This window comes from Streptomyces sp. NPDC050508 (assembly GCF_040655155.1).
Classification (GTDB): Bacteria; Actinomycetota; Actinomycetes; order Streptomycetales; family Streptomycetaceae; genus Streptomyces.
Genome location: NZ_JBFAJJ010000011.1, coordinates 92768 through 115031, shown reverse-complemented (window position 1 = coordinate 115031; position 22264 = coordinate 92768). Strand labels below are relative to the sequence as shown.

The 22264-nt window shown below is 70.2% G+C and carries 15 protein-coding genes and 1 pseudogene; 10 read left to right on the top strand and 6 right to left on the bottom strand.

Annotated features, from left to right (window positions below; all coding sequences use genetic code 11):
* The first annotated feature begins 32 nt into the window (after window positions 1-32).
* The 7 genes from AB0I69_RS29390 (at window position 33) to AB0I69_RS29360 (ending at window position 12524) form a co-directional block, all read left to right on the top strand.
* Window positions 33-3602, top strand: a complete 3570-nt coding sequence (locus tag AB0I69_RS29390; protein ID WP_363098728.1) for a type I restriction endonuclease — start codon at window positions 33-35, stop codon at window positions 3600-3602.
* Between the two features lie 5 nt (window positions 3603-3607).
* A complete protein-coding gene (locus tag AB0I69_RS29385; protein ID WP_363098727.1) occupies window positions 3608-4390 on the top strand; it encodes a SprT family zinc-dependent metalloprotease in 783 nt (260 codons plus the stop codon).
* 122 nt (window positions 4391-4512) lie between these two features.
* Window positions 4513-5358 (top strand): serine hydrolase, encoded by an 846-nt coding sequence (locus AB0I69_RS29380; RefSeq protein WP_363098726.1) that lies wholly within the window; start codon window positions 4513-4515, stop codon window positions 5356-5358.
* Between the two features lie 46 nt (window positions 5359-5404).
* Entirely contained in the window at window positions 5405-6454 is a 1050-nt protein-coding gene (locus AB0I69_RS29375) for an esterase-like activity of phytase family protein (protein ID WP_363098725.1), read from the top strand.
* Between the two features lie 102 nt (window positions 6455-6556).
* Window positions 6557-10291, top strand: coding sequence for an ABC transporter ATP-binding protein (locus AB0I69_RS29370; RefSeq protein ID WP_363098724.1), 3735 nt, complete (start codon window positions 6557-6559; stop codon window positions 10289-10291).
* A gap of 311 nt (window positions 10292-10602) precedes the next feature.
* The gene (locus AB0I69_RS29365) at window positions 10603-10995 is read left to right on the top strand and encodes a hypothetical protein (protein WP_363098723.1); all 393 of its coding nucleotides are present in this window, start codon (window positions 10603-10605) and stop codon (window positions 10993-10995) included.
* A 104-nt stretch (window positions 10996-11099) separates the two neighbouring features.
* Window positions 11100-12524: a S28 family serine protease gene (locus AB0I69_RS29360; RefSeq protein WP_363098722.1), complete on the top strand. Its 1425-nt coding sequence runs from the start codon at window positions 11100-11102 to the stop codon at window positions 12522-12524.
* Window positions 12525-12557: 33 nt separating this feature from the next.
* On the opposite strand, the gene AB0I69_RS29355 is transcribed toward AB0I69_RS29360, so the two are convergent.
* Both AB0I69_RS29355 and AB0I69_RS29350 read right to left on the bottom strand, forming a co-directional pair.
* Window positions 12558-13190, bottom strand: a complete 633-nt coding sequence (locus AB0I69_RS29355) for a hypothetical protein (RefSeq protein ID WP_363098721.1) — start codon at window positions 13188-13190, stop codon at window positions 12558-12560.
* Window positions 13191-13301: 111 nt separating this feature from the next.
* Window positions 13302-15086 (bottom strand): glycoside hydrolase family 3 protein, encoded by a 1785-nt coding sequence (locus AB0I69_RS29350; protein ID WP_363098720.1) that lies wholly within the window; start codon window positions 15084-15086, stop codon window positions 13302-13304.
* Between the two features lie 432 nt (window positions 15087-15518).
* On the opposite strand from AB0I69_RS29350, the gene aroA reads away from it, so the two are divergent.
* Genes aroA through AB0I69_RS29335 form a run of 3 tightly spaced genes read left to right on the top strand, consistent with a single transcriptional unit; the run spans window position 15519 to window position 18059 of the window.
* On the top strand, window positions 15519-16760 hold the full coding sequence (gene aroA / locus AB0I69_RS29345) for a 3-phosphoshikimate 1-carboxyvinyltransferase (protein WP_363098719.1): 1242 nt from the start codon (window positions 15519-15521) through the stop codon (window positions 16758-16760).
* A 21-nt stretch (window positions 16761-16781) separates the two neighbouring features.
* Window positions 16782-17423 carry a GNAT family protein gene (locus AB0I69_RS29340; RefSeq protein WP_363098718.1) on the top strand — a complete coding sequence of 214 codons (642 nt, stop codon included), beginning with the start codon at window positions 16782-16784 and terminating at the stop codon, window positions 17421-17423.
* Window positions 17424-17471: 48 nt separating this feature from the next.
* Complete coding sequence (locus AB0I69_RS29335) at window positions 17472-18059, top strand: alpha/beta hydrolase (protein WP_363098717.1); 588 nt, start codon at window positions 17472-17474, stop codon at window positions 18057-18059.
* A gap of 15 nt (window positions 18060-18074) precedes the next feature.
* Here the strand turns inward: AB0I69_RS29335 and AB0I69_RS29330 are convergent.
* The 4 genes and pseudogenes from AB0I69_RS29330 to AB0I69_RS29315 form a co-directional block, all read right to left on the bottom strand.
* A pseudogene (locus AB0I69_RS29330) lies at window positions 18075-19286 on the bottom strand (MFS transporter); the annotation flags it as partial.
* Between the two features lie 94 nt (window positions 19287-19380).
* Complete coding sequence (locus AB0I69_RS29325) at window positions 19381-20181, bottom strand: sugar phosphate isomerase/epimerase family protein (protein WP_363098716.1); 801 nt, start codon at window positions 20179-20181, stop codon at window positions 19381-19383.
* Window positions 20182-20198: 17 nt separating this feature from the next.
* The gene (locus AB0I69_RS29320; protein WP_363098715.1) at window positions 20199-21143 is read right to left on the bottom strand and encodes a bifunctional helix-turn-helix transcriptional regulator/GNAT family N-acetyltransferase; all 945 of its coding nucleotides are present in this window, start codon (window positions 21141-21143) and stop codon (window positions 20199-20201) included.
* Window positions 21144-21244: 101 nt separating this feature from the next.
* The gene (locus AB0I69_RS29315) at window positions 21245-22243 is read right to left on the bottom strand and encodes an NADP-dependent oxidoreductase (protein WP_363098714.1); all 999 of its coding nucleotides are present in this window, start codon (window positions 22241-22243) and stop codon (window positions 21245-21247) included.
* Between the last annotated feature and the right edge of the window lie 21 nt (window positions 22244-22264).

Genomic DNA, 22264 nt, shown 5'->3' with positions numbered 1-22264 from the left:
GGCAGGCGACGGTGGGCGGAAGGCGCGGGCGCATGGCAGTACAGGTCGAGCACGACGAGGTGGAGCGGCCGTTCGTCGAGCAGCTCACCGCCATGGGCTGGACGCACGTCCCCGGTACGGAGGCCGGGACGCTCGACGTCGGCGCGCCGCTGCTCGTCGATGAGGTGAAAGCCGCCCTGCGGCGTATCAACCTCCGCGCGACGGACCGTGAACCCTGGATGGACGACACCGATGTCGCCCGCTCCGTCGCGGAGTTGGCCTCCGTCCCGCTCGGCAAGGGCATCGCCCAGGCCAACTTCGACGCCACCGACCTGCTGCTCAGCGGATACGTCCTCACCGGACCCTCCGCCATCCACGGTGGCGCCTCCGCCACCGTCCAGTACGTCGAGTGGCACCCGGACCGCGTCGCGCTCAACACCTTCACCGTCGTCGACCAGCTCCGCGTCAAGAACCGGTCCGGGGACGTGTCGATACTCGACATCGTCCTCTTCGTGAACGGCATCCCCCTCGTCGCCGTCGAGTGCAAGAGCCCTGACCTCGCCGAGCCCGTCCGCAGCGCCGTACTCGACCTGCGGCACTACGCCGGCGACCCGATCGACGACGACGAACGCGCCGGAACCGACCTGCCACTTCCCGGTGGCGTACCGGAACTGTTCCGGACCGTGCAACTACTGGTCGCGGCGACCGGCGAGACCGCTCACCTCGGCACCGTCACCTCCACGCCGGATCACTATGCTCCGTGGCGCAGCGTGGCCCCGGAGAGTGAAAGTACTCTCAAGGCGGAACTGCCCCGCGACATCGGCAAGTTGACCGAGCAGCACAAACTCGTCGGCGTCGTCCTGCGGCCTGCGGCCCTCCTCAACTTCGTACGCCACTACGTCATCCCGCTGCCCGTCGAGACCGACTCCGGTGCGGTGCGGACCGTGAAGGTGGTGGCCCGGCACCAGCAGCACCGGGCCGCGGAGAAGGCCGTACGGAAACTGCTCACCGGCCGCCCGCGCGGCGGCCCGGTCCTCGACGACGAGCGCGGCGGCGTCATCTGGCACACGCAGGGTTCCGGCAAGAGCCTGACCATGACCTTCCTGGTGCGCCGGGTGCATCTGCATCCGAGACTCAGCGAGTTCACGGTCGTCATCGTCACCGACCGTACACAGTTGCAGGACCAGCTCTCCGAGACTCTGAAGCTGAGCGAGTCCGACGTCGAGACGGCCGAGACCCGTACGCAGATGGAAGGGCTGCTGCGGGACGGCGGACGCCGGGTCGTCTTCGCGATGATCCAGAAGTACGGGGGTGGGTTCACCTTCGCCGCGGAAGCCTCGGAAGCCGAGGGCGACGGAGACGACCGGGATCTCGCGGGCGAGTACCAGGCCGCCGAGCGGGCCAGGAAGGACAGGCGCCGCAAGAGCCCGCCTCCGGTTCCGAACTTCCCGGAGTGCAACACCTCGTCCGACATCCTTGTTCTCGTCGACGAGGCGCACCGCTCGCACACCGGCGTCATGCACGCCGCTCTGCGCAAGGCCATCCCGAACGCCGCGAAGATCGGGTTCACCGGCACGCCGATCATGACGGGCGAGGAGGTCGAAACCCGCCGGATCTTCAGCGGCGGCCCGGACCGGGGTTTCCTCGACACCTACCGGATGGAGGACGCGGAGCGTGACGGCGTCGTCGTGCGCATCCGCTACGAGGGGCGCACCGGTGAAGGCAAGATCCAGGACAAGGACGGCCTGGACCGCGACTTCGAGGACCTGATCCGCGACCGCAGTGACGACGAGCGGGCCACCCTGCTCAAACGCTGGCCCACCGAACGCGATGTCGCCGAGTCCTGGCCGATGATCTGCAAAAAGGCCGAGGACATGCTGGAGCACTGGGTGTGCTGGGTGCTGCCCGGTGGCGGTTTCAAGGCTCAGGTCGCCGCCGTCAGCCGGAAGGCCGCGGTCGAGTACCACCACGCGCTGCGCCGGGCCCGTGACCAACTCCTCGCGGAACTGGTCGAGTTCAAGCCGGCATCGGTTCACGGGATCCCGGTCAAGGAGCTTCCGCGACACCTTCGCTATCTGTACCAGGCTTACGAGTACCGGGCACTGCTCCGTCGCGTCGACTTCGTCCCGGTCATCTCCCCGGGCGCGGAGCGCAAGCGCCGCAAGTGGCTGCACTGGACCGACCCGAACCGGCAGAGGGCGTACATCGAACGCTTCCACGAGGCCTTCCCGCAGCTGCCGCCCGAGCCCGACTGGGTCGCTGCGACACCCTTCAACGTTCCGGAGCCGGACATTCCCGCGAACGGCCTCGGGGCCGACACTCCTTGGTCCGACATACCGACGGGGGAGCCGGAACTGGCCGTAGACCCGTCGAAGGCCGTCGTTCCCGACCCCGTGCACCCGGAAAGCCCCATCGCTTTCCTGATCGTGAAGTCGATGCTGCTCACCGGATTCGACGCCCCGCGCGAACAGGTGCTCTATCTCGACCGGCCGATCCGTGACGCCGAGCTGCTTCAGGCCGTCGCCCGGGTGAACCGGCCCGCGCCGGGCAAGCAGGTCGGCTATGTCGTGGACTACTACGGCGTGTTCGAGCACCTCTCCAACGCACTCGCCGACTACCGGAAGGCCGACGTCGATGACACCATGCGCAGCCTGTCCGAAGAGATTCGGGACCTGGCACCGGCCGCCGAGCGGGTGCGGACCTTCCTGAGCGGCCACGGCGTCACGGACGCGGACCTCACCGACCTTGCGCGGCTGCGCGGCGCCGTGCTGGCCTTCGAGGACGAGACGGTGCGTCTCGGTTTCGACGAGGTGCTCCACGAGTTCCTCGCCGTACTGGAACGGGTGCTGCCGCACGAGGACGCGCTGGATTACCTTCCCGACGCGCGCCGTTGGGGGATGCTGCAGAAGCGCGTCCGGCGTCTGTACCGGGACGACACAGGTGGGACGTTCACTCTGCGCCGGTACGGACGCAAGGTACGGGCCATGATCGCCGACCATTTGGAAGGACCGGAGATCGAGCAGGTCATCCCGCCTGTCTCGCTCACCTCGCCCGCCTTCGACGACATGGTGCGCGAGCTGCCCCCGCGCGAGGCCGCGGCCGAGATGGGCCATGCCCTCCGGTTCCATCTGGAGGAGCGGGTCAAGCGGGAGGACCCGGAGAAGTACGACAGGCTCTCCAAGCGGCTGGAGGAGATCCTGAAGCAGATGCCCGGTCGCTTCGAGGAGCAGGTCGAGGAGTTCGAGACGCTCATCGAGCAGGCCAGGCATGAGGACGAGGAGGATCCCGCGCTCGCAGGGCTCAGCCCCCTGGAGCAGCGCGTCCACCGGCTCCTGGACCAGCTCCTGGAGGACAACCCGGGTATCGAGGGCGGTGGACAGGACACGCGACCGTTGGTCGTCGCCGTGTGCGACACCGCGGCGAGCATCATGTCCAAGGTTTCCTACCAGGGACAGCATCAGGACATCAACCGGCTCGCGAACGGCATCCAGAAACAGCTGACCCGTGGTGGGCTCAGGCCGGCGAGCGTCGACTGGGGCCCGCTCTCCAGTGTCTCCCAGCGACTCGCGGCGTACGCGGAGAACAACCGGCAGCAGTTTCTGAGTCGCGCCAGGGGAGACTAGGGCGTGTGACCGCGCTCGCAGAGAACCGCCAGGCCGAGACACCCCTCGACGGTGGCTCGGTCACTGTCGACGGCCTCTCCCTCCGCGTGCGTACGAGTGCCCGCAGAAAACGGTTCGCGCTCACCGTGGAACCCGACGCGACCCTGACCCTGCACGTTCCCGAAGGGCGCTCCTCGGTGGAGGCGGAGGACTTCGTACGGGCGCACCGGGAGTGGGTGTCCGCGAAACTCGGCCAGCGGGAGCGGACCCGCCCGCTCAATCCCGCAAAGCGGCTGGCCGAGGGCGAGGTCTTCCGCTACCTGGGGCGGACGTACCGTCTCGCTGTGTCTGACAGCACGCCGGGCGACGGCAGGGTCCGGCTGGTCGCCGGGCGGCTGGTCATCGCCCGGAAACAGGCCGAGGACGTGACTGAGGGGCGTACGGCACTGGTCGACTGGTACTGCCGGGCAGGCCGTACCTGGGTGGCCGACCGGCTCCAGCCCTGGGCGGCACGTATGGCGGTGGGCGAGCCCGACCTGGACGTGCGGGACCTGGGGCAGAAGTGGGGCGCGTATCAGCCCGGGGACGGGACGAGTGGGCGGGGTCGGATGAGCCTGGGGTGGCCGCTCTTCCAACTGCCCATGCACCTTGTCGACTACGTCGTCGCACATGAACTGGCCCATGTGAAGGTGGCGGGGCACGGTGCGGACTTCTGGCGGCTGGTGCGGCTGGCGTTGCCGGAGTACGAGGAACGCCGCGCGGAACTCGACGAGTTGGGGCGTCGTATGTGGATGGGGGAGATCCGCTGAGACAGCGCGGATAGATGTTCGTTCCCAGAACGTGTGTACAACTTTCGGTCATACCGATGAGTCATGAGAGCTGAGTGCACCAGGGTGCGCTCACCGACACGTAAGGGGACGGAAAAACCTCTATGACTCACCACATATCCCGGCGTGGCCGTGTGCTCGGAGTCGGCCTGGCCGCCGGGATCCTCATACCCTGCGTGGCCGCCGCGACGCCGGCTGCCGCAGCCACCCCGACGGTCAGCTGTACGTCCGCGAAGGCCGGCCTCGCCGACAAGCTGAAGAAGGACATCACCGCGGCCCTCGCGACCCGCAAGGGAACCGTCGCCGTCGGCCTCTACGACCGCACGACCAACACCACCTGCACGCTGCGGGCGACGAGCGCCTTCGACTCGGCCAGCAGCGTCAAGGTCACCGTCCTCGCCACGCTGCTGTGGGACGCGAAGAAGCACAACCGCTATCTGACGACGCGGGAGACCACGCTCGCCACGGCCATGATCACCAAGTCGGACAACGACGCGACCTCCACCCTGTGGAGGCAGTTGGGCCTGACGAAGATCAAGGGCTTCCTCACTGCCGCCGGCATGACCCAGACCAAGCCGGGCGCGAACAACTACTGGGGCCTGACCCAGGAGACCGTGACCGACGAGCAGAAACTGCTCAAGCTGGTCACCGCCAAGAACACGGTGCTGAGCGACAACTCCCGTGCGTACATCCTGAAGTTGATGAACCAGGTCATCTCCAGTCAGCGCTGGGGCACGCCGTACGGCGCCCCGTCGACCGTCACCGTGCACGTCAAGAACGGCTGGCTGCAGCGCTCCACGCACGGCTGGCGCGTGCACAGCCTGGGTACCTTCAACGGCGGCGGCCACGACTACATGATGAGCGTGCTCACCCAGGACAACAGCACGATGAGCTACGGCATCACGACGATCCAGGGTGTCGCAAAGGCCATTCACAAGGATCTCGCTTAACTGGCCGGTCTCCCGCACGTCACCCACCCGTCCTACGGTGGCGCCCATGCGCCTGAGAACCGTACTCGCGACCGCGACCGCCGGCCTGGCGGCGGCCACCTGCCTCACCGCCGCCGGGCCCGCGACCGCCGTCAGCACCACCGGTACCACCAACTCCCGTACCAGCAACGCCTGTTCGTCCTCCGTATCGATCGACCGCTTCTCCGACGCGCTCGACAAGACGACGTACGACGGCACCTTCGTCGGCAACTTCTCCGCGCTCGCGCTGGACAGGGACGGCTCGCTCGCGGCCCTGGAGGACCGCTCCTCGCTGTTCGGCCTGGACGCGAAGACCCTCCAGCCGAAGAGCGTCGTCCCGCTCGCCGACGAGAACGGCGCCGCCCTCGACTCCGAGGGCCTGGTCATCGACCGTGACGGCACGCGCCTCATCACCTCCGAGACCGAGCCGTCCATCCGCCGCTACTCCCGCGACGGCAAGATCCTCGACCGCCTCCCGGTCCCGTCCTCGCTGCTGGTCGCCCCGGCGGGCCGGGCTGTCTCCAACCAGACCTTCGAGGGCCTGACCCTGCTGCCCGGCGGTCACACCCTGCTCGCGTCGATGGAGGACCCGATCGCCGGCGACACCTCGGGCGCCGTCCGCTTCCAGACCTGGACCCGGACCAAGGGCGACCACTTCGAGCTCGCCGCGCAGTACGCCTACAAGACCGACGCCACCTTCCTCGGCGTCCCCGAGGTGCAGGCCCTGCCCGACGGCCGCCTCCTCGTCCTGGAGCGCGGCTTCACCAGCGGCGTCGGCAACACGGTCCGCCTCTACCTGGCCGACCCGCGCCACGCGACGGACACCAGCGGCATCGACACCCTCACCGGCCAGCCCGGCGTCCGCCTGATCAAGAAGACCCTGCTCGCGGACATCGCCGACTGCCCGACCCTGGGCGCCACGGCGAAGCAGCCCCAGCCGAACCCCCTCCTGGACAACATCGAGGGCATGGTGATCACGGGAAGGGAGAAGGGCCGCTACAAGGTGCTGCTGGTCAGCGACGACAACCAGAACGCCGTACAGACGACGCGGTTCTACTACCTGCGGGTACGCGCCTGACGGTCTCGCCCGCCGGTTTGTTGCAGAGGGATGAAATCCGGTTCGATGCGCGTTGGTGCCTTCCGTAGGACCAGCTGATCAGGGGCGAACGGAAGGCACCGCGTGGCAGCGAAACAGGGGGAGACACCGGGGCAGGCACAGGGCTGGGCCCGAAGGCTCGCCGGATACGCCTGGCGATACCCCAAGGACGTCGTCCTCGCCCTCGGCGCCTCCCTCGCCGGTATGGCGGTGATGGCCGTCGTCCCGCTGGTCACCAAGGTGATCATCGACGACGTGATCACCGGCCACACCCGCTCCATGGCCCCCTGGGCGGGCGCCCTCATCGTCGCCGCGCTCCTCGTCTACGTCTCGACGTACATCCGCCGCTACTACGGCGGCCGTCTCGCCCTGGACGTCCAGCACGACCTCCGCACCGAGATGTACGGCACGATCACCCGCCTCGACGGCCGCCGTCAGGACGAACTGTCCACCGGCCAGGTCGTCGGCCGCGCGACCAGCGACCTCCAGCTGATCCAGGGCCTGCTCTTCATGCTGCCGATGACCATCGGCAACGTCCTGCTCTTCGTGATCTCCCTCGCGATCATGGCCTGGCTGTCCCTGCCGCTGACCCTGATAGCCCTGGCGGTCGCCCCCGCCCTCGGCATCATCGCCAAGCGCAGCCGCAGCAAGCTGCACCCCTCCACCTGGTACGCGCAGGCCCAGGCCGCCGCCGTGGCCGGTGTCGTCGACGGCGCCGTCAGCGGCGTACGCGTGGTGAAGGGCTTCGGCCAGGAGGACCAGGAGACCGGAAAGCTGCGGGAGGTCGGCCGCCGCCTGTACGCGGGCCGGCTGCGCACGATCCGGCAGAACGCCAAGTACACCCCCGCCCTCCAGGCCGTCCCCGCCCTCGGCCAGGTCGCCATGCTGGCCCTCGGCGGCTGGCTCGCGGTGCGCGGTCACATCACGCTCGGCACGTTCGTCGCGTTCTCCACCTACCTCGCCCAACTCGTCGGCCCGGTCCGCATGTTGGCCATGGTCCTCACGGTCGGCCAGCAGGCCCGCGCCGGCACGGAACGCGTCCTGGAACTGATCGACACCGAGCCCTCCATGACGGACGGCACCAAGGAACTCCCCGCCGACGCCCCGGCCACGGTCGAGTTCGACGACGTGTCCTTCGGCTACGACCACGAGCGCCCCGTCCTCAACGGCCTCAGCTTCGAGATCCGCCCCGGCGAGACCCTCGCGGTCGTCGGCTCCTCCGGCTCCGGAAAATCCACGGTCTCGCTGTTGCTGCCCCGCTTCTACGACGTCACCCACGGCGCCGTCCTCATCGGCGGCCACGACGTCCGCGAACTCACCCTCGACTCCCTGCGCGCCGCGATCGGCCTGGTCCCCGAGGACTCCTTCCTCTTCTCGGACACGGTCCGCAACAACATCGCCTACGGCCGCCCCGCCGCGACCGACGAGGAGATCCTCACCGCCGCCCGTGCCGCACAGGCCGACCGGTTCATCAAGGAGCTCCCCGACGGCTACGACACGACGGTCGGCGAGCACGGCCTCACCCTCTCCGGCGGCCAGCGCCAGCGCGTCGCCCTCGCCCGCGCGATCCTCACCGACCCGCGCCTGCTGGTCCTGGACGACGCGACCTCGGCGGTGGACGCACGCGTCGAGCACGAGATCCACGAGGCCCTGAAAGAGGTCATGCAGGGCCGGACGACGCTGCTCATCGCGCACCGCCGCTCCACCCTCAACCTCGCCGACCGCATCGCCGTCCTCGACGCCGGCCGCCTCGCCGACATCGGCACGCACGACGAACTCCAGGAGCGCTCACCGCTCTACCGCCGCCTCCTCACCGACCCCGACGAACTCGGCGGCGTCTCACCGGGCCACGCCCTGCCCGCCGCCGAACCGGCCGAAGACACCTCCGTACGCGCCGAGTTGGACGCGGAGTTCGACGCCGAGCGCGGGGTCACGCCCCGCCTGTGGACCGGCGACCGCGAGCCCAAGGACACCGCGCTGTCCGGGATGCCCGCGACACCCGAACTCCTCGCGCAGGTCGACGCGTTGCCCCCGGCGACCGACGTCCCCGACATCGACGAGGCGCGGGCGGTGCGTGCCGAGGACTCGTACGGACTGCGCCGGCTGCTGCGCGGGTTCGGCACCCCGCTGCTGATCAGCCTCGGCCTGGTCGCCGTGGACGCGAGCATGAGCCTGCTGCTGCCGATCATGATCCGGCACGGCATCGACCAGGGCGTGACCAAGATGGCGATCGGCGCGATCTGGTCGGCCTCGGCCCTGGCCCTCATCGCCGTGGTCGTGCAGTGGGCGGCACAGCGCGGCGAGACGAGGATGACGGGACGCACGGGGGAGAGGGTCCTCTACACCCTCCGCCTCAAGATCTTCGCCCAGCTCCAGCGCCTCGGACTCGACTACTACGAGCGGGAGTTGACCGGCCGGATCATGACGAGGATGACGACGGACGTGGACGCGCTGTCCTCGTTCCTGCAGACGGGCCTGGTCACGGCCTTCGTCTCGGTCGTCACCTTCTTCGGCATCATGGTCGCCCTGCTGGTGATCGACATACAGCTGGCGCTCGTCGTCTTCGCCACTCTCCCCCCGCTGGTCATCGCCACCTTCTTCTTCCGCCGGGCCAGCGTGAAGGCGTACGAACTCGCCCGTGAGCGTGTGTCGTTGGTCAACGCCGACCTTCAGGAGTCGGTGTCGGGGCTGCGGATCGTGCAGGCGTTCCGGCGCGAGAAGGACGGCGGCCGACGCTTCGCCGAGCGCAGCAGCAGCTACCGCGCGGCCCGTACCCGGGGCCAGTGGCTGATATCGATCTACTTCCCCTTCGTGCAGTTGCTGTCGTCGGTGGCGGCGGCGTCGGTACTGATCGCGGGCGCGGGAAGGGTGGACAACGCGACGCTCACGACAGGCGCGTTGGTCGCGTACTTGTTGTACATCGACCTGTTCTTCGCCCCGGTCCAGCAGCTCTCCCAGGTCTTCGACGGCTACCAGCAGGCCACCGTCTCCCTGGGCCGCATCCAGGAGCTGCTCCAGGAACCGACGTCCACGCGAGCGGCAGACGAACCACTCGAAGTCCTGTCCCTCCGCGGCGACATAGCCTTCGAGGACGTGCACTTCGCGTACGGCGACGACGAAGAGGCCATCGGGGGAGTCGAGTTGACGATCCCGGCGGGCCAGACGGTCGCCTTCGTCGGTGAGACGGGCGCGGGCAAGTCGACGCTCGTCAAGCTCGTGGCCCGTTTCTACGACCCGACGGGCGGCCGGGTGACGGTCGACGGCACGGACCTCCGCGCCCTGGACATCACGTCGTACCGCCACCACCTGGGCGTCGTCCCCCAGGAGGCGTACCTCTTCCAGGGCACCGTCCGCGACGCCATCGCCTACGGCCGCCCCGATGCCACCGACGCCGAGGTGGAGGCGGCGGCCCGCGCGGTCGGCGCGCACGAGATGATCGCCACGCTGGACGGCGGCTACCTCCACGAGGTCGCCGAGCGGGGCCGCAACCTCTCCGCGGGCCAACGCCAGCTGATCGCCCTGGCCCGCGCCGAACTGGTAGACCCGGACATCCTCCTCCTCGACGAGGCGACGGCAGCCCTGGACCTGGCCACAGAAGCCCAGGTCAACCAGGCCACCGACCGCCTCGCAGGCCGCCGCACCACCCTCGTCGTCGCCCACCGCCTGACGACGGCGGCCCGCGCGGACCGGGTCGTGGTGATGGATCACGGCCGGGTCGTGGAGGACGGCACGCACGACGAGTTGCTGCGGCTCGGCGGGACCTATGCGGAGCTGTGGCGGAACTTCGTGGGGGAGGACGTGCCCGCAGCCGCTGCCTGACCCGCGCGCGTCTGCGGCGACACCGAGCGTCGGACGGAGTCCGGCCGCCGTCTCGAAGCCTGATTGGCCCGCCAGGGCCGAGCGGTGCGAGAGCGGCATCGGGAGGTTCAGCTCACGGCCGGGTCGTGGAGGACGGCACACACGACGAGCTGCTCGCGCTCGGCGGGACCTACGCCGAGTTGTGGCGGAACTTCGTCGGTGCACCAGGGGCGGAAGAGCAGGTCGCGGCGCCCCGCTGAGGGCCGCGCAACCGTACGACATACGTCTTGCGTCCGTACATCAGTACGCTGTTCGGCTGCTGTGCGGGAGGGATGACTGTGGACATGGGTGCGCTACGACGGCGGGTCGCGCTCGGCATGGCCGTGCTCACCGCGTCCGGACTGCTCGCGCTCGCGGCCCCCGGCACCGCCCAGGCGGCCCCGGTCTGCCCGGGGCGCAAGGCCGCGACGCTCCCCTTCTCCACCGGTACCGTCCACGTCTTCCGGCAGAGCGGGTACGTCTGCGCGTACACGGTCCCCAACACCCCCGGCGCCAAGCGCACGATGTCGGTCAGCGTCCAGGCGCGCGGCAACCGCCCGGTCGTCGACAAGGGCCGGTACACGCGCCGGGCCGGTCCGGTCACCGTGCATGCGGGGCACCGGTGCGTACGGGTGAAGGGCTCGGTCGGCAGCGGTTCGGTCAGCTCGGGCTGGATCCTCTGTTGAGCCGCTGACCGGCCGGCCGGTGCCCGGTGTGAACAACCACCCCTGGTGTGACGGGAGTTGCTCCGATAGCTTCCCGTTCACAACTGCCTCACAGGGGAGATTGCATGCGCAAGGCGCTCAGATGGCTGCTGGCGCTCGCCGTGCTCATAGGCACGCTGAGCACGGCCGGGGTGGCCACCGCCGCCCAGGCCGGCCGAGCCGGTCAAGTCGCGGACATCAAGGACCAGTTGCTGGCGATACCCGGCATGAGCCTGGTCCAGGAGAAGCCGTACACCGGCTACCGCTACTTCGTCCTGAACTACACCCAGCCGATCGACCACCGGCACCCGTCCAAGGGCACGTTCCAGCAGCGGATCACCGTGCTGCACAAGGACGTCTCGCGCCCGACGGTCTTCTACACCAGCGGCTACAACGTCTCCACGAACCCCAGCCGCAGCGAACCGACCCGCATCGCGGACGCCAACCAAGTCTCCCTGGAATACCGCTACTTCACGCCGTCCCGCCCCGAGCCGGCCGACTGGTCCGAGCTCGACATCTGGCAGGCGGCCAGCGACCAGCACCGCGTCTTCAAGGCCCTCAAGCCGATCTACACCAAGAACTGGATCGCCACCGGCGGCTCCAAGGGCGGCATGACGGCCACCTACTTCGAGCGGTTCTACCCGCGCGACATGGACGGCGTCGTCGCCTACGTCGCCCCCAACGACGTGGTGAACAACGAGGATTCGGCCTACGACCGCTTCTTCACGAAGGTCGGCACCAAGGAGTGCCGCGACCGCCTGGACGCCGTACAGCGCGAGGCGCTGGTGCGCAGGGACTCGCTGGAGAAGAAGTACGCGGCGTACGCGGCCGAGAACGGCTTCACCTTCACCACCGTCGGCAGCCTGGACAAGGCCTACGAAGCCGTCGTCCTCGACTACGTCTGGGGCTTCTGGCAGTACAGCCTGCTGTCCGACTGCGACACCATCCCGGCGAACGCACAGGCCGCCACCGACGACGAGATCTGGACCTCGGTCGACACGATCTCCGGCTTCTCCTTCTACACCGACCAGGGCCTGTCCCCGTACACCCCGTACTACTACCAGGCGGGCACCCAACTCGGCGCCCCCACCATCCAGTTCCCGTACATCGAGAAGAAGTACGTCCGCTACGGCTACCAGCCGCCCCGCGACTTCGTCCCGCGCTCCATCCCGATGAAGTTCCAGCCGGGCGCGATGCGCGACGTGGACAGCTGGGTCCGCCACCACGCCGACCACATGCTCTTCGTCTACGGCCAGAACGACCCGTGGGGCGCGGAGCGCTTCGCCGTCGGCAAGGGCTCGAAGGACTCGTACGTCTTCACCGCGCCCGGCCTGAACCACGGCGCGAACGTCGCGGCCCTGACCGCCGACCAGAAGGAGCTCGCCACCGCCCGTATCCTGGCGTGGGCCGGAGTCCCGGCTCCCACCACGGCACAGGCGAAGCCACTGGCGTCGTACGACGCGACGCTGGACCGGCCCGTCCTGGAGCGCGAACCGGCACTGCGGCCGTAACGGCACGTAACGGCACGCAGGGGCTGCGCCCGGCTACACCGGCCGGGCGCAGCCCACCGGCTGCTCGCCGCCGAGCTGGACGTAGAGGTCGGTCGACGCGGGGCAACTCGCGCGCCGGAGCACGGCCTTGACCACCTTGTACTGCGGCTTCCGCGGCCCCGAGCCGTCGCACGCCGTCTCCCGGACCTGGCCGCTGCCCGAGCCGTAGACGCAGTCGCCGACGATCGTGCGGGGGCCGCCCCCGCCGCCCGGGTCGCCGGGGTGCGGCGGCTCCAGGTTGCGCATACAGGCGTAGCCCTTGGGTATGACACCGTCGCCGCCCGCGCCCGTCGATCCCTGGGCGCTGATGTGCAGCACGAAGTCCGTCGTCGCCGGGCACACCGGGCCGTCGCTCACCGCGCCGTCGTACCGGGCGATGACGCGGGCCGCGGCCCGTTCGCTGGTGCACGGCACCTCGGTGAAACTCGCCGTGCCGAAGGAACTGCACTCGTCGACGGCGAGGAACACCGCGCCGTAGCCGGAGGGTTGGGTGATCGTGGCGGACGGGGACGCCTTCCCGCCGAGTCGCCCGTCGCCCTCACCGGAACCGTGCGCGGCCTGGCAGCCCGTCGTCAGGGCGGCGAGCAGCACCGCGCACACCACCCCCACGCACCATTTCCCACGCATCGATCCCCCCGACTGCCCCCGCCCAGCGTGACCCGCGGTGGCGGGCGCACGCCAGACGTGCGGGGGGCTTTGGGCCAGTTGGCGGGGGTGGGGCGGGGGCGGAACGTACCCCTAGTACGACAGTCCGTGCCCGACCGGATACAGCACCTGCGTCGGATCGTCCGCACGCTGCACCGCCACCGGCAGCTTCCCGCGGGGTGACACCCGGCCCGCGATCACCCGTGCCGCCGCCCGCAGTTCGACGTCGGTCCAGGAGTAGGACGCCAAGCAGGCCGAGACGGTGGGCAGTTGGGCGACATCGTACGGGTTGCGGACGGCGACGGCCACGACCGGCTTCGTGGTGGCGACCAGGTGCTCGACCAGAGTCCTCTGCGCGTCGGCCGCCGTGACGTTGTAGGTCGCCACGACCACCACATCCGCCTCCTGTGCCGCCGCCACGGCCTTCGTGACGGTCGCGGCGGAAGGAGCCGTACCGGTGGACAGGGCGGTCGCCGTGAAGCCCAACTCGCCGAAGGCCGCGGCGAGTACACCGGTGGGCGGTCCCGTCGTACCGGACGGGGAGGCCGGATCGGCGCCGACCACCAGCACCCTCCCGTGCGTACGACGGGACAGCGGCAGCAGCCCCGCCGAGTTGGCCAACAGGGTGGTGGTCCGCTCGGCGATACGGTCCGCGGCGGCGAGATGCGCCGCGGTACCGACCGTGCGGCTGACGCCCGCCCGGCTGACGTGGGCCTTCTCGAACAACCCCAGCCGTGCCTTCAGTCGCAGCACCCGCAGGATCGACTCGTCGAGCCGCGCCTCTGTCAACTCCCCGCCCCGCACGGCCTTGAGGACGGCGTTCCAGGCGATGTCCAGGGAGGGCGGGTTGAGGAGCTGATCCACCCCCGCCTTCAGTGCGAGTACGGGCACCCGGTCGTCGCCGTACTTCTGGCGTACGCCCGCCATGCCCAGCGAGTCGGTGACCACGACGCCGTCGTAGCCGAGTTCGCCGCGCAGGATGCCGGTGACGATCGGGTGGGAGAGGGTGGCCGGGTCGCCGGAGTCGTCGAGGGCCGGGACCATGATGTGCGCGGTCATGATCGAGTCGATGCCCGCCCTGACCGCGGCCCGGAAGGGTACGGCGTCCAGTGCCTCCCACACCTCGCGGCTGTGCGTGATGACGGGGAACCCGAAGTGGCTGTCCACGGCGGTGTCGCCGTGCCCCGGGAAGTGCTTGGCGGTCGCGGCCACCCGGCTGCCCTGATACCCCTTCACCTCGGCGGCGACCATGGCCGCCACCGCGTCCGGGTCGGCGCCGAAGGACCGTACGCCGATGATCGGGTTGGCCGGGTTCACGTTCACGTCGGCGTCGGGGGAGTAGTCCTGGTTGACGCCCATCGCGCGCAGCTCGGCGCCGGAGATCCGGCCGAGGGTGCGGGCGTCGGTGCGGGAGCCGCCGGCGCCGATCGCCATCGCGCCCGGGAAGAGTGTCGCGGGCTTGCCGATGCGGCAGACGATGCCGTGTTCCTGGTCGGTGGTGATGAGCACGGGCAGCCCGCGGGGTTGGCCGAGGGACGCCTTCTGGATGCCGTTGGACAGGTCGGCGATCTGGTGCGGGTCGCGGGTGTTGTGCGCCCAGGTGAAGTAGATGATCCCGCCGACCCGGTACTTCGCGATGAGTTCGGCGGCCGTGCGGACGCCGATCTCGCTCAGGTTGGCATCGATGTCGGCCTGGTCGGGGGCGGTGGCGGAGTGGCCGTAGACCCGCATCACGAACAGCTGGCCGACCTTCTCCGGCAGTGTCATGCGGGAGATCAGCGAGCGGAGTGTCTTGTCGTCGGCGTGGGCGGTGCCGCCGACCGCGAGGGATGCGGTGACGCCCATGGTCGCGGCGAGAACGGTACGTCTGGAGGGCACGTGCGCTCCTTCCGGAGATGTTCCTCTTCGGATCCGCTGAAGGAAACTTCCAAGATTTCACGAATATCCGGGAAGTTTCCGTCAGTCAAGGGGGGCGCACAGTAAACGCGAGGAGGGGCCGCCATCGGCGCAGTTGGAGGGGGGCGCGCCGATGACGGCTTGCCGCCGGCCGCGGTACGGAGGAGAGGGTTTGTCAGCTTTCGCAGCCAGCAGCTAGGCCGACGCCGTACCACGGAGACTCGTCCGACGGCATGCGCCTTGGACGGAGCGGAAGGGGTCCGGGTTCCCCGCTTCGGCCCGATTCCCGGAAGTTGGTGAACCCGTGCACAACGGGACGGATGCGGTCACTCACAGGGACGTACCGGCGAACGGCGGTGGTCCATCTCGTGGACGTCCCGGCGAGGCGGACGGCCGCCGCCCGATCATGAGGGCATGACCGTAGTCGACATCCCCGGTTCCAAGTCCATCACCGCCCGCGCGCTCTTCCTGGCGGCGGCGGCAGACGGCGTCACCGCCCTCAGGCACCCCCTCCGCTCGGACGACACCGAGGGCTTCGCCGAAGGGCTGACCAGGCTCGGCTACCGGGTGGGCCGGAGTCCGGACGCCTGGCAGATCGACGGCCGCCCGCAGGGCCCGGCGGTCACGGAGGCCGACGTGTACTGCCGGGACGGCGCGACCACCGCCCGCTTCCTCCCCACCCTCGCCGCGGCCGGCCACGGCAGCTTCCGCTTCGACGCGTCCCCGCAGATGCGCCGCCGCCCCCTCCTCCCGCTCACCCGGGCCCTGCGCGACCTGGGCGTGGACCTGCGCCACGAGGACGCCGAGGGCCACCACCCGCTGCGCATCGAGGCGTCCGGCGTCGAGGGCGGCGAGGTGGTGCTCGACGCCGGCCAGTCCTCCCAGTACCTGACCGCCCTGCTCCTGCTCGGCCCGCTGACCAGGAAGGGCCTGCGGATCAGGGTCACCGACCTGGTCTCCGCGCCGTACGTCGAGATCACGATCGCGATGATGCGGGCGTTCGGGGTGGAGGTACTCAGGGAGGACACCGTCTACGTGGTCCCGCCGGGCGGCTACCGGGCGACCACCTACGAGATCGAACCGGACGCGTCGACCGCGAGCTACTTCTTCGCGGCGGCGGCCGTCACGGGCGGCGAGGTCACCGTCCCCGGGCTCGGCACCGGCGCGCTCCAGGGCGACCTGGGCTTCGTCGACGTACTGCGCCGCATGGGCGCCGAGGTGGAGAGCGGCGCGCACGGCACCCGGGTGCGCGGCACGGGCGAACTCCGCGGCCTCACGGTCAACATGCGGGACATCTCGGACACCATGCCGACCCTGGCCGCGATCGCCCCCTTCGCCTCCGGCCCGGTCCGCATCGAGGACGTCGGCAACACCAGGGTGAAGGAGTGCGACCGCCTGGAGGCCTGCGCGGAGAACCTCCGGCGGCTGGGCGTGGAGGTGGCGACGGGCCCGGACTGGATCGAGATCACGCCGGGGGCAACTCCCGTCACGGGTACGGAGATCAAGTCCTACGGCGACCACCGCATCGTCATGTCCTTCGCGGTCGCCGGGCTGCGGGTGCCGGGTATTTCGTTCGACGACCCGGGGTGTGTACGCAAGACTTTCCCGGGTTTCCACGAGGCGTTCGCGGCGCTGCGGGGGCAGTTGCCCGGATAGGCCGAGACAAGGAGTCAACGGGTGGGTTTCGAACTGAAGGCTCCGGTCCTGACAGGCGAGTCGGTGCGCCTGGAGCCCCTCGACCACTGCCACGCGGCCGAGCTGGCGGTGGCGGCGGAGGAGAACCGGGGTTCGTACGCGTACACCTGGGTGCCGAGGGCGGACCAGGTGCCGGCCTACATCGACGCCCAGCTGAGCAGGGCGGCAACAGGCCAACTCGCGCCGTACGCCCAGGTGTTGACGACCACGGGGAAGGCCGTCGGCGTCACGGCCCACTGGGAACCCCGCTCCTGGCTGACGGACGACCGGCTCGACGCCGTCGAGGTCGGGTTCACCTGGCTGGCAGGTTCGGCGCAGGGCACGGGTGTGAACGCCGAGGCCAAACTCCTGCTGTTCCGGCACGCGTTCGAGGAGTGGGGCGTGTCCCGGGTCGACCTGAAGACGGACGCCCGCAACGACCGCTCCCGCGCCGCGATCCAGAGCGTCGGCGCCCGCTTCGAGGGCGTCCTGCGCAACTGGTCCCGGTCCTGGGCGCCGGGCGAGGACGGACAGTTGCGGGACTCCGCGATCTACTCGATCACGGCGGCGGAGTGGGCGGAGTGCCGGGTCGGGCTGGAAGCGCGGGTGCGGCGGTACCGTACAACTCGCGGGCGGACAGCTTGAGTTGATCCCGAGAGTGAAGGTTGGACAGGGGTGGCGAGTATCGGGGGCATGAAGTCCTACCTCATCCTCCACGGCTGGCAGAACCGCCGCCCGAAGGAGCACTGGCAGCACTGGCTGGCCGACCGGCTCGGTGAGCTCGGCCACTACGTCGTCTACCCCCAGCTGCCCGACCCCGACACCCCCGACCTGGACGTGTGGCTGGGTGAACTCGCCTACTGTATCGACGAGTTGAAGAACAGCGGCGGCGCCGAGCGAGTCGTCCTCGCACACAGTGCCTCGGGGCTGCTCTGGCTGCACGCCGTCGCCCGCGGGCTGGTCCGGGGCGGTGAGGCGGACCGGGTGCTGCTGGTCGGACCGCCCTCACGTGCCCTGGTCGCCCAGCATCCCGAGGTCGCCGGATTCGCCCCGCCCGCCCCCGAGTTCACCCTCCCCGGAGACGTCCGCCTCGTCGCCGGCGACGACGACCCGTACTGCCCGGAGAACGCCCGCATCGCCTACGGCGACCCGTTCGCCCTCCCCACCGAACTCATCCCGGGCGCGGGCCACTTGGGCCTGGTCGCCGGGTACGGCTCGTGGCCCGCCGTACTGGAGTGGTGTCTGGACGGGACGGTGAGGCTCACGGCTCGTCAGGTGTGACCCCCGCTCCGGCGGCAGTTCAGGGGTGCTCGCGCCCACGCCCGCCACCGCCAGCACGCACAGCAGACCGCCGGTGAACAGGGCCGTCGTGCCGGAGGTCCAGCCGGCGACCAGGCCGCCGCGGAGGTTGCCGAGGTTGGGGCCCGCCTGGCCGACCATCTGTTCGACGGCGGAGACGCGGCCCAGCAGGGCGTCCGGGGTGTGGGTCTGGATGATCGTGCTGCGGGAGACCACCGAGCAGGCGTCGGCCCCGCCGGCCAGGGCGAGGAACCCGAGGCCCGCCCACGGGTTCGTCATCAGGCCGAACGACGCCAGCGCGGCACCCCACGTGCTCGCGCCGAGCAGCATCACCAGGCCGGGGCGGCCCAGCCGGGTGACCGCGCCGGAGAAGGCGGACGCCGTGATCCCGCCGACCGAGATCGCCGAGAGGAACAGGCCCAGCGTGCGCGGGTTGCCGCCGAAACGCTCGGCGTTGATCAGCGGGAACAGGCTGACCGGCATCGCCAGGACCGTCGCGGCCAGGTCGGTCAGCAGCGCGCCGCGCACCACCCGGTGGCCGGCCAGGAAGCGCAGGCCGTCCAGGACGCCGTGCAGTCCGGCCCGCGACGGCTCGCCCTCGGGCGGCAGCGCGGGCAGGCCGAAGGCGCCGTAGAAGGCGAGGAGGAAGGTGAGTGCGTCGACCAGGTAGCAGGCGCCGATGCCCGCCCAGCCGATCAGCAGGCCGCCCAGCGCCGGGCCGAGAAGCATCATGGTCGTGAAGGACATCGTGTTGAGCGCCAGGCCCGCCGCCACCTGGTCCTTCGGCAGCAGTCGCGGTACGAACACGCCCGAGGCCGGGCCGCCCACCGCGCCGAAGCACGACTGTGCGGCGATCAGCGCGAGCACGCCGAGCACCGGGACGTGACCGGTGAAGCCCTGGACGGCGAGGAGAAGCGAGCAGACGGCTTGTCCGACGGTGTTGAAGAGGTAGATGCGGCGCCGGTCGCCGCGATCCACCCACGAACCGGCGAACAGGCCGACGACCACCGTGGGCACCGCGTTCGCCAGCCCGACCGCGCCGGTCCAGACCGTGCTGTGGGTCATGTCCCAGACCTGGTACATGACGGTCACCATGGTCATGAACCCGCCGAGCACGGACACCGTCCGCCCGATCAGCAGCCGCCGGAACACCGGGGACGTCCGCAACGGCCGGACGTCGATCAACGTACGGGTGAGCGCGGGGCTCATGAGGGCATGACGGGGCGCGGGGCGGGTTGCTGGGGCACCGGGGGACCCTATGCGCCTGCGGCCACCGCGGCCAGCGAATTATGCGGTCAGCGATTCACGCGGAGTCGTTGAGCAGCCGCGCCAGGTGATCGTGACCGGCGGCCAGCAGCCCGGGCAGCGGCGCGGCGGCCTCGTACCACCGCTTCTCGTACTCCCAGCACAGCCAGCCGTCCCACCCGTGCCGGGACAGCACCTCGACGCACTCGGCGAGCGGGAGGACGCCGGAGCCGAGCGGCAGCGGAGTCGTGTCGTCGGCCGACGCGATGTCCTTGACCTGGACGTATCCCAGATACGGCCCGAGCGCGGCGAACGTCTCCGACGGCTGCTCCCCGCCCAGCCAGGTGTGCATGACGTCCCACAGGGCCCCCACCTGCCGGTGCCCGACCGGCCCGAGCACGCGCAGCGCGTCCGCACCCGTCCGGTGCGAGTCGTGGGTCTCCAGCAGGATCCGTACGCCGAGGTCGGCACCCCACTCCGCCGCTGTGCCGAGCCGCCGCGCGGCCGTGGCGTCGGCCTCCCCGACGGGCTGCTCGCTACCGCCGCCGGGAAAGACGCGGATGAAGGGCGCGCCCAAGTCCCGTGCCAGCTCCAGGAGTTCGCGGATCTCCGCGAGTACGGCGTCGTCGTCACCGGGCGCCGCCACCCGCGGATACCCGGCGAGGCCCAGGACTTCGACGCCGGCCGCCTTGAACTCGGCGACCACGTCGGCCCGTTGGGCGGCGTCGATACCGGGGTGCACGGGCTCCTCCGGGTGCGCGCGCAACTCGACGCCGTGATAGCCGTGCGTGACGGCGAGGTCCAGCACGTCGGCCACGGGGAGCCCGGGGACACCGAGGGTGGAGAAGGCGAGCTTCATACTCGGGACACTACTCGTCACTCACCGGTCCCGTGCAGGTCGAGCCGCCAGTCCTGGCCGACGAGATCCTGGCCGAAGGAGCGGTGCGGCTTCTCGGCGGTGAGGACGAAACCGTGCCGCTGGTAGATACGCCGGGCGGCGCCGAGGATGTCGTTGGTCCACAGCACGAGGTCGCGATAACCGACCCCGCGCGCGAACTCGACGACCGCCGCGACGAGTTGATCCCCGATCCGCAACCCTCGCGCATCGGGCTCCACGAGCAACAACCGCAGCCGGGCAGCCCCCGGGGCGTCGTCCCGTACACACATCACACACCCCACCGCCCGCCCGTCGAGCTCGGCGATCCACACCCGCTCCAGATGCGGATCGTGGTCCTCGGCGAAATCGGCGACGATCCGCGCCACGAGCCCTTCGTAGTCGGCGTTGAAGTCGTACTCGGCGGCGTACAGCGCCGCGTTCCGCTGCACGATCCACCCCAGATCCCCGGGCCCCGGCTCCCGCAGCACGACATCCTCGGGCCGGGACCGCCGAACGTCCTCCGAGTCCTCCGACAGGATGGTCCGTACGGTGTGCAGCGCCTCGGACAGCCGCGGCCGGTCGGCGTCCGGCACGGTCGCGAGCAGCGCCCCCACGGACTCGTCCGCCCGCTCGGCCAGCAGCGCGGCGGTCTCCCGCCCCCGCACCGTGAGCGTGACCTGCCGCCGCCGCGGATCCCGCTGCGAGGGCGCCCGCTCGATCAGCCCGTCCTGCTCGAACCGGTTCAGGATCCGGCTCAAGTACCCGGCGTCCAGCGACAGTTCGGAACGGAGATCGGCCGCGTCCGTGTGCGGGGAGTGCGCGAGTTCGTACAGGACGCGGGACTCGGTGAGGGTGAACGGGGCGTAGAGGTGGCGGCTGTAGTCGAGGGCGCCGATGACGTTCGTGTAGAAGCGGTTGAAGGCGCGGATGTCCTGGACGGTCATGATCGATCCCCGGTGCTCGCTCAGGGTAGTTGACTCAGTCAGAGGTATTGCGGTTCTGACGGTAGTACGCGGGGCGCCGTCCGTCCATGGGACGGGTGGCCTCACATCCGGACGACGACCTTGCCCTTGGCGCGGCCCTGTTCGAGGTACGCGAAGGCGTCGGCGATCTGACCGAACGGGAAGACACGGTCGGTCACCGGCTTCAGCTCACCCTTGTCGACCAGGCCGGCCAGCAGGTCGAGGTCCGCTCCGCTCGGGTGCATGAACAGGAACCGGTAGCCGACGCCCTTCCGCCGCGCCTGGCGGCGGATCTTCACGCTCATTGCCCACAGGGCGGCAGCCATCAGTGCGCCCTTGTCCATGTCCGCGGCGGTGGCCGGCTCGGGGACTCCCGCGACGGAGACCGTTCTGCCTCCCGGCTTGAGGATGGCGAAGGCGTCCGGCAGATCCTGGCCGCCGGTCAGGTCGAATGCGGCGTCGTAGTCACTCAGGACGTCCTTGAACTTCTGCTTCTGGTAGTCGATGACCGTCGTGGCCCCGAGGGAGCGGACCAGTTCCTCGCCCCTGGGGGACGCGGTGGTGGCCACCCGCGCCCCCATCCAGACGGCCAGCTGGATGGCGAGGGTCCCGACGCCCCCGGCTCCGCCGGAGATGAACACCTTCTCGCCCGCGGTGAGGCCCAGCTCGTCGCGCAACGCCTGCAGCGCGGTCAGCCCGGCCAGCGGCAGCCCGGCCGCATCGGCGAAGTCCAGCGACTCGGGCATCTTCGCCACCAGGCTCTCGTGGACGACGGCACAGGCGGCATAGGCGCCCAGCTTCTTCTTGTCCACCCTCGCGAAAACCCGGTCCCCGGGCGTGAAGCGAGTGACGCCGGGGCCGACCGCCTCGACCACCCCGGCAAGTTCACTGCCCGCAACCTGGGGCAGTTTGAAAGGGGTCACCATCCGCAGCTTGCCCTGGCGAATCCCGTAGTCGACGGGGTTCAGTCCGGCAGCCCGTACCCGGATGAGCACCTCCCCCTCGCTCGCCGTCGGCTCGGGGACATCCCGCAGTTCCATCGCGCTCGCGTCCCCGTATCGGGTCAGTACGTATGCCTGCATGTCGGTAGCCCGTTCTCCCGA

Coding starts and splice junctions, on each gene's coding strand:
- AB0I69_RS29320 (WP_363098715.1), bottom strand. CDS start 21,143: ATGACCGTCCAGGACATCCGCGCCTTCAACCGCTTCTACACGAACGTC.
- AB0I69_RS29335 (WP_363098717.1), top strand. CDS start 17,472: ATGAAGTCCTACCTCATCCTCCACGGCTGGCAGAACCGCCGCCCGAAG.
- AB0I69_RS29315 (WP_363098714.1), bottom strand. CDS start 22,243: ATGCAGGCATACGTACTGACCCGATACGGGGACGCGAGCGCGATGGAA.
- aroA (WP_363098719.1), top strand. CDS start 15,519: ATGACCGTAGTCGACATCCCCGGTTCCAAGTCCATCACCGCCCGCGCG.
- AB0I69_RS29380 (WP_363098726.1), top strand. CDS start 4,513: ATGACTCACCACATATCCCGGCGTGGCCGTGTGCTCGGAGTCGGCCTG.
- AB0I69_RS29360 (WP_363098722.1), top strand. CDS start 11,100: ATGCGCAAGGCGCTCAGATGGCTGCTGGCGCTCGCCGTGCTCATAGGC.
- AB0I69_RS29365 (WP_363098723.1), top strand. CDS start 10,603: ATGACTGTGGACATGGGTGCGCTACGACGGCGGGTCGCGCTCGGCATG.
- AB0I69_RS29390 (WP_363098728.1), top strand. CDS start 33: ATGGCAGTACAGGTCGAGCACGACGAGGTGGAGCGGCCGTTCGTCGAG.
- AB0I69_RS29355 (WP_363098721.1), bottom strand. CDS start 13,190: ATGCGTGGGAAATGGTGCGTGGGGGTGGTGTGCGCGGTGCTGCTCGCC.
- AB0I69_RS29325 (WP_363098716.1), bottom strand. CDS start 20,181: ATGAAGCTCGCCTTCTCCACCCTCGGTGTCCCCGGGCTCCCCGTGGCC.
- AB0I69_RS29375 (WP_363098725.1), top strand. CDS start 5,405: ATGCGCCTGAGAACCGTACTCGCGACCGCGACCGCCGGCCTGGCGGCG.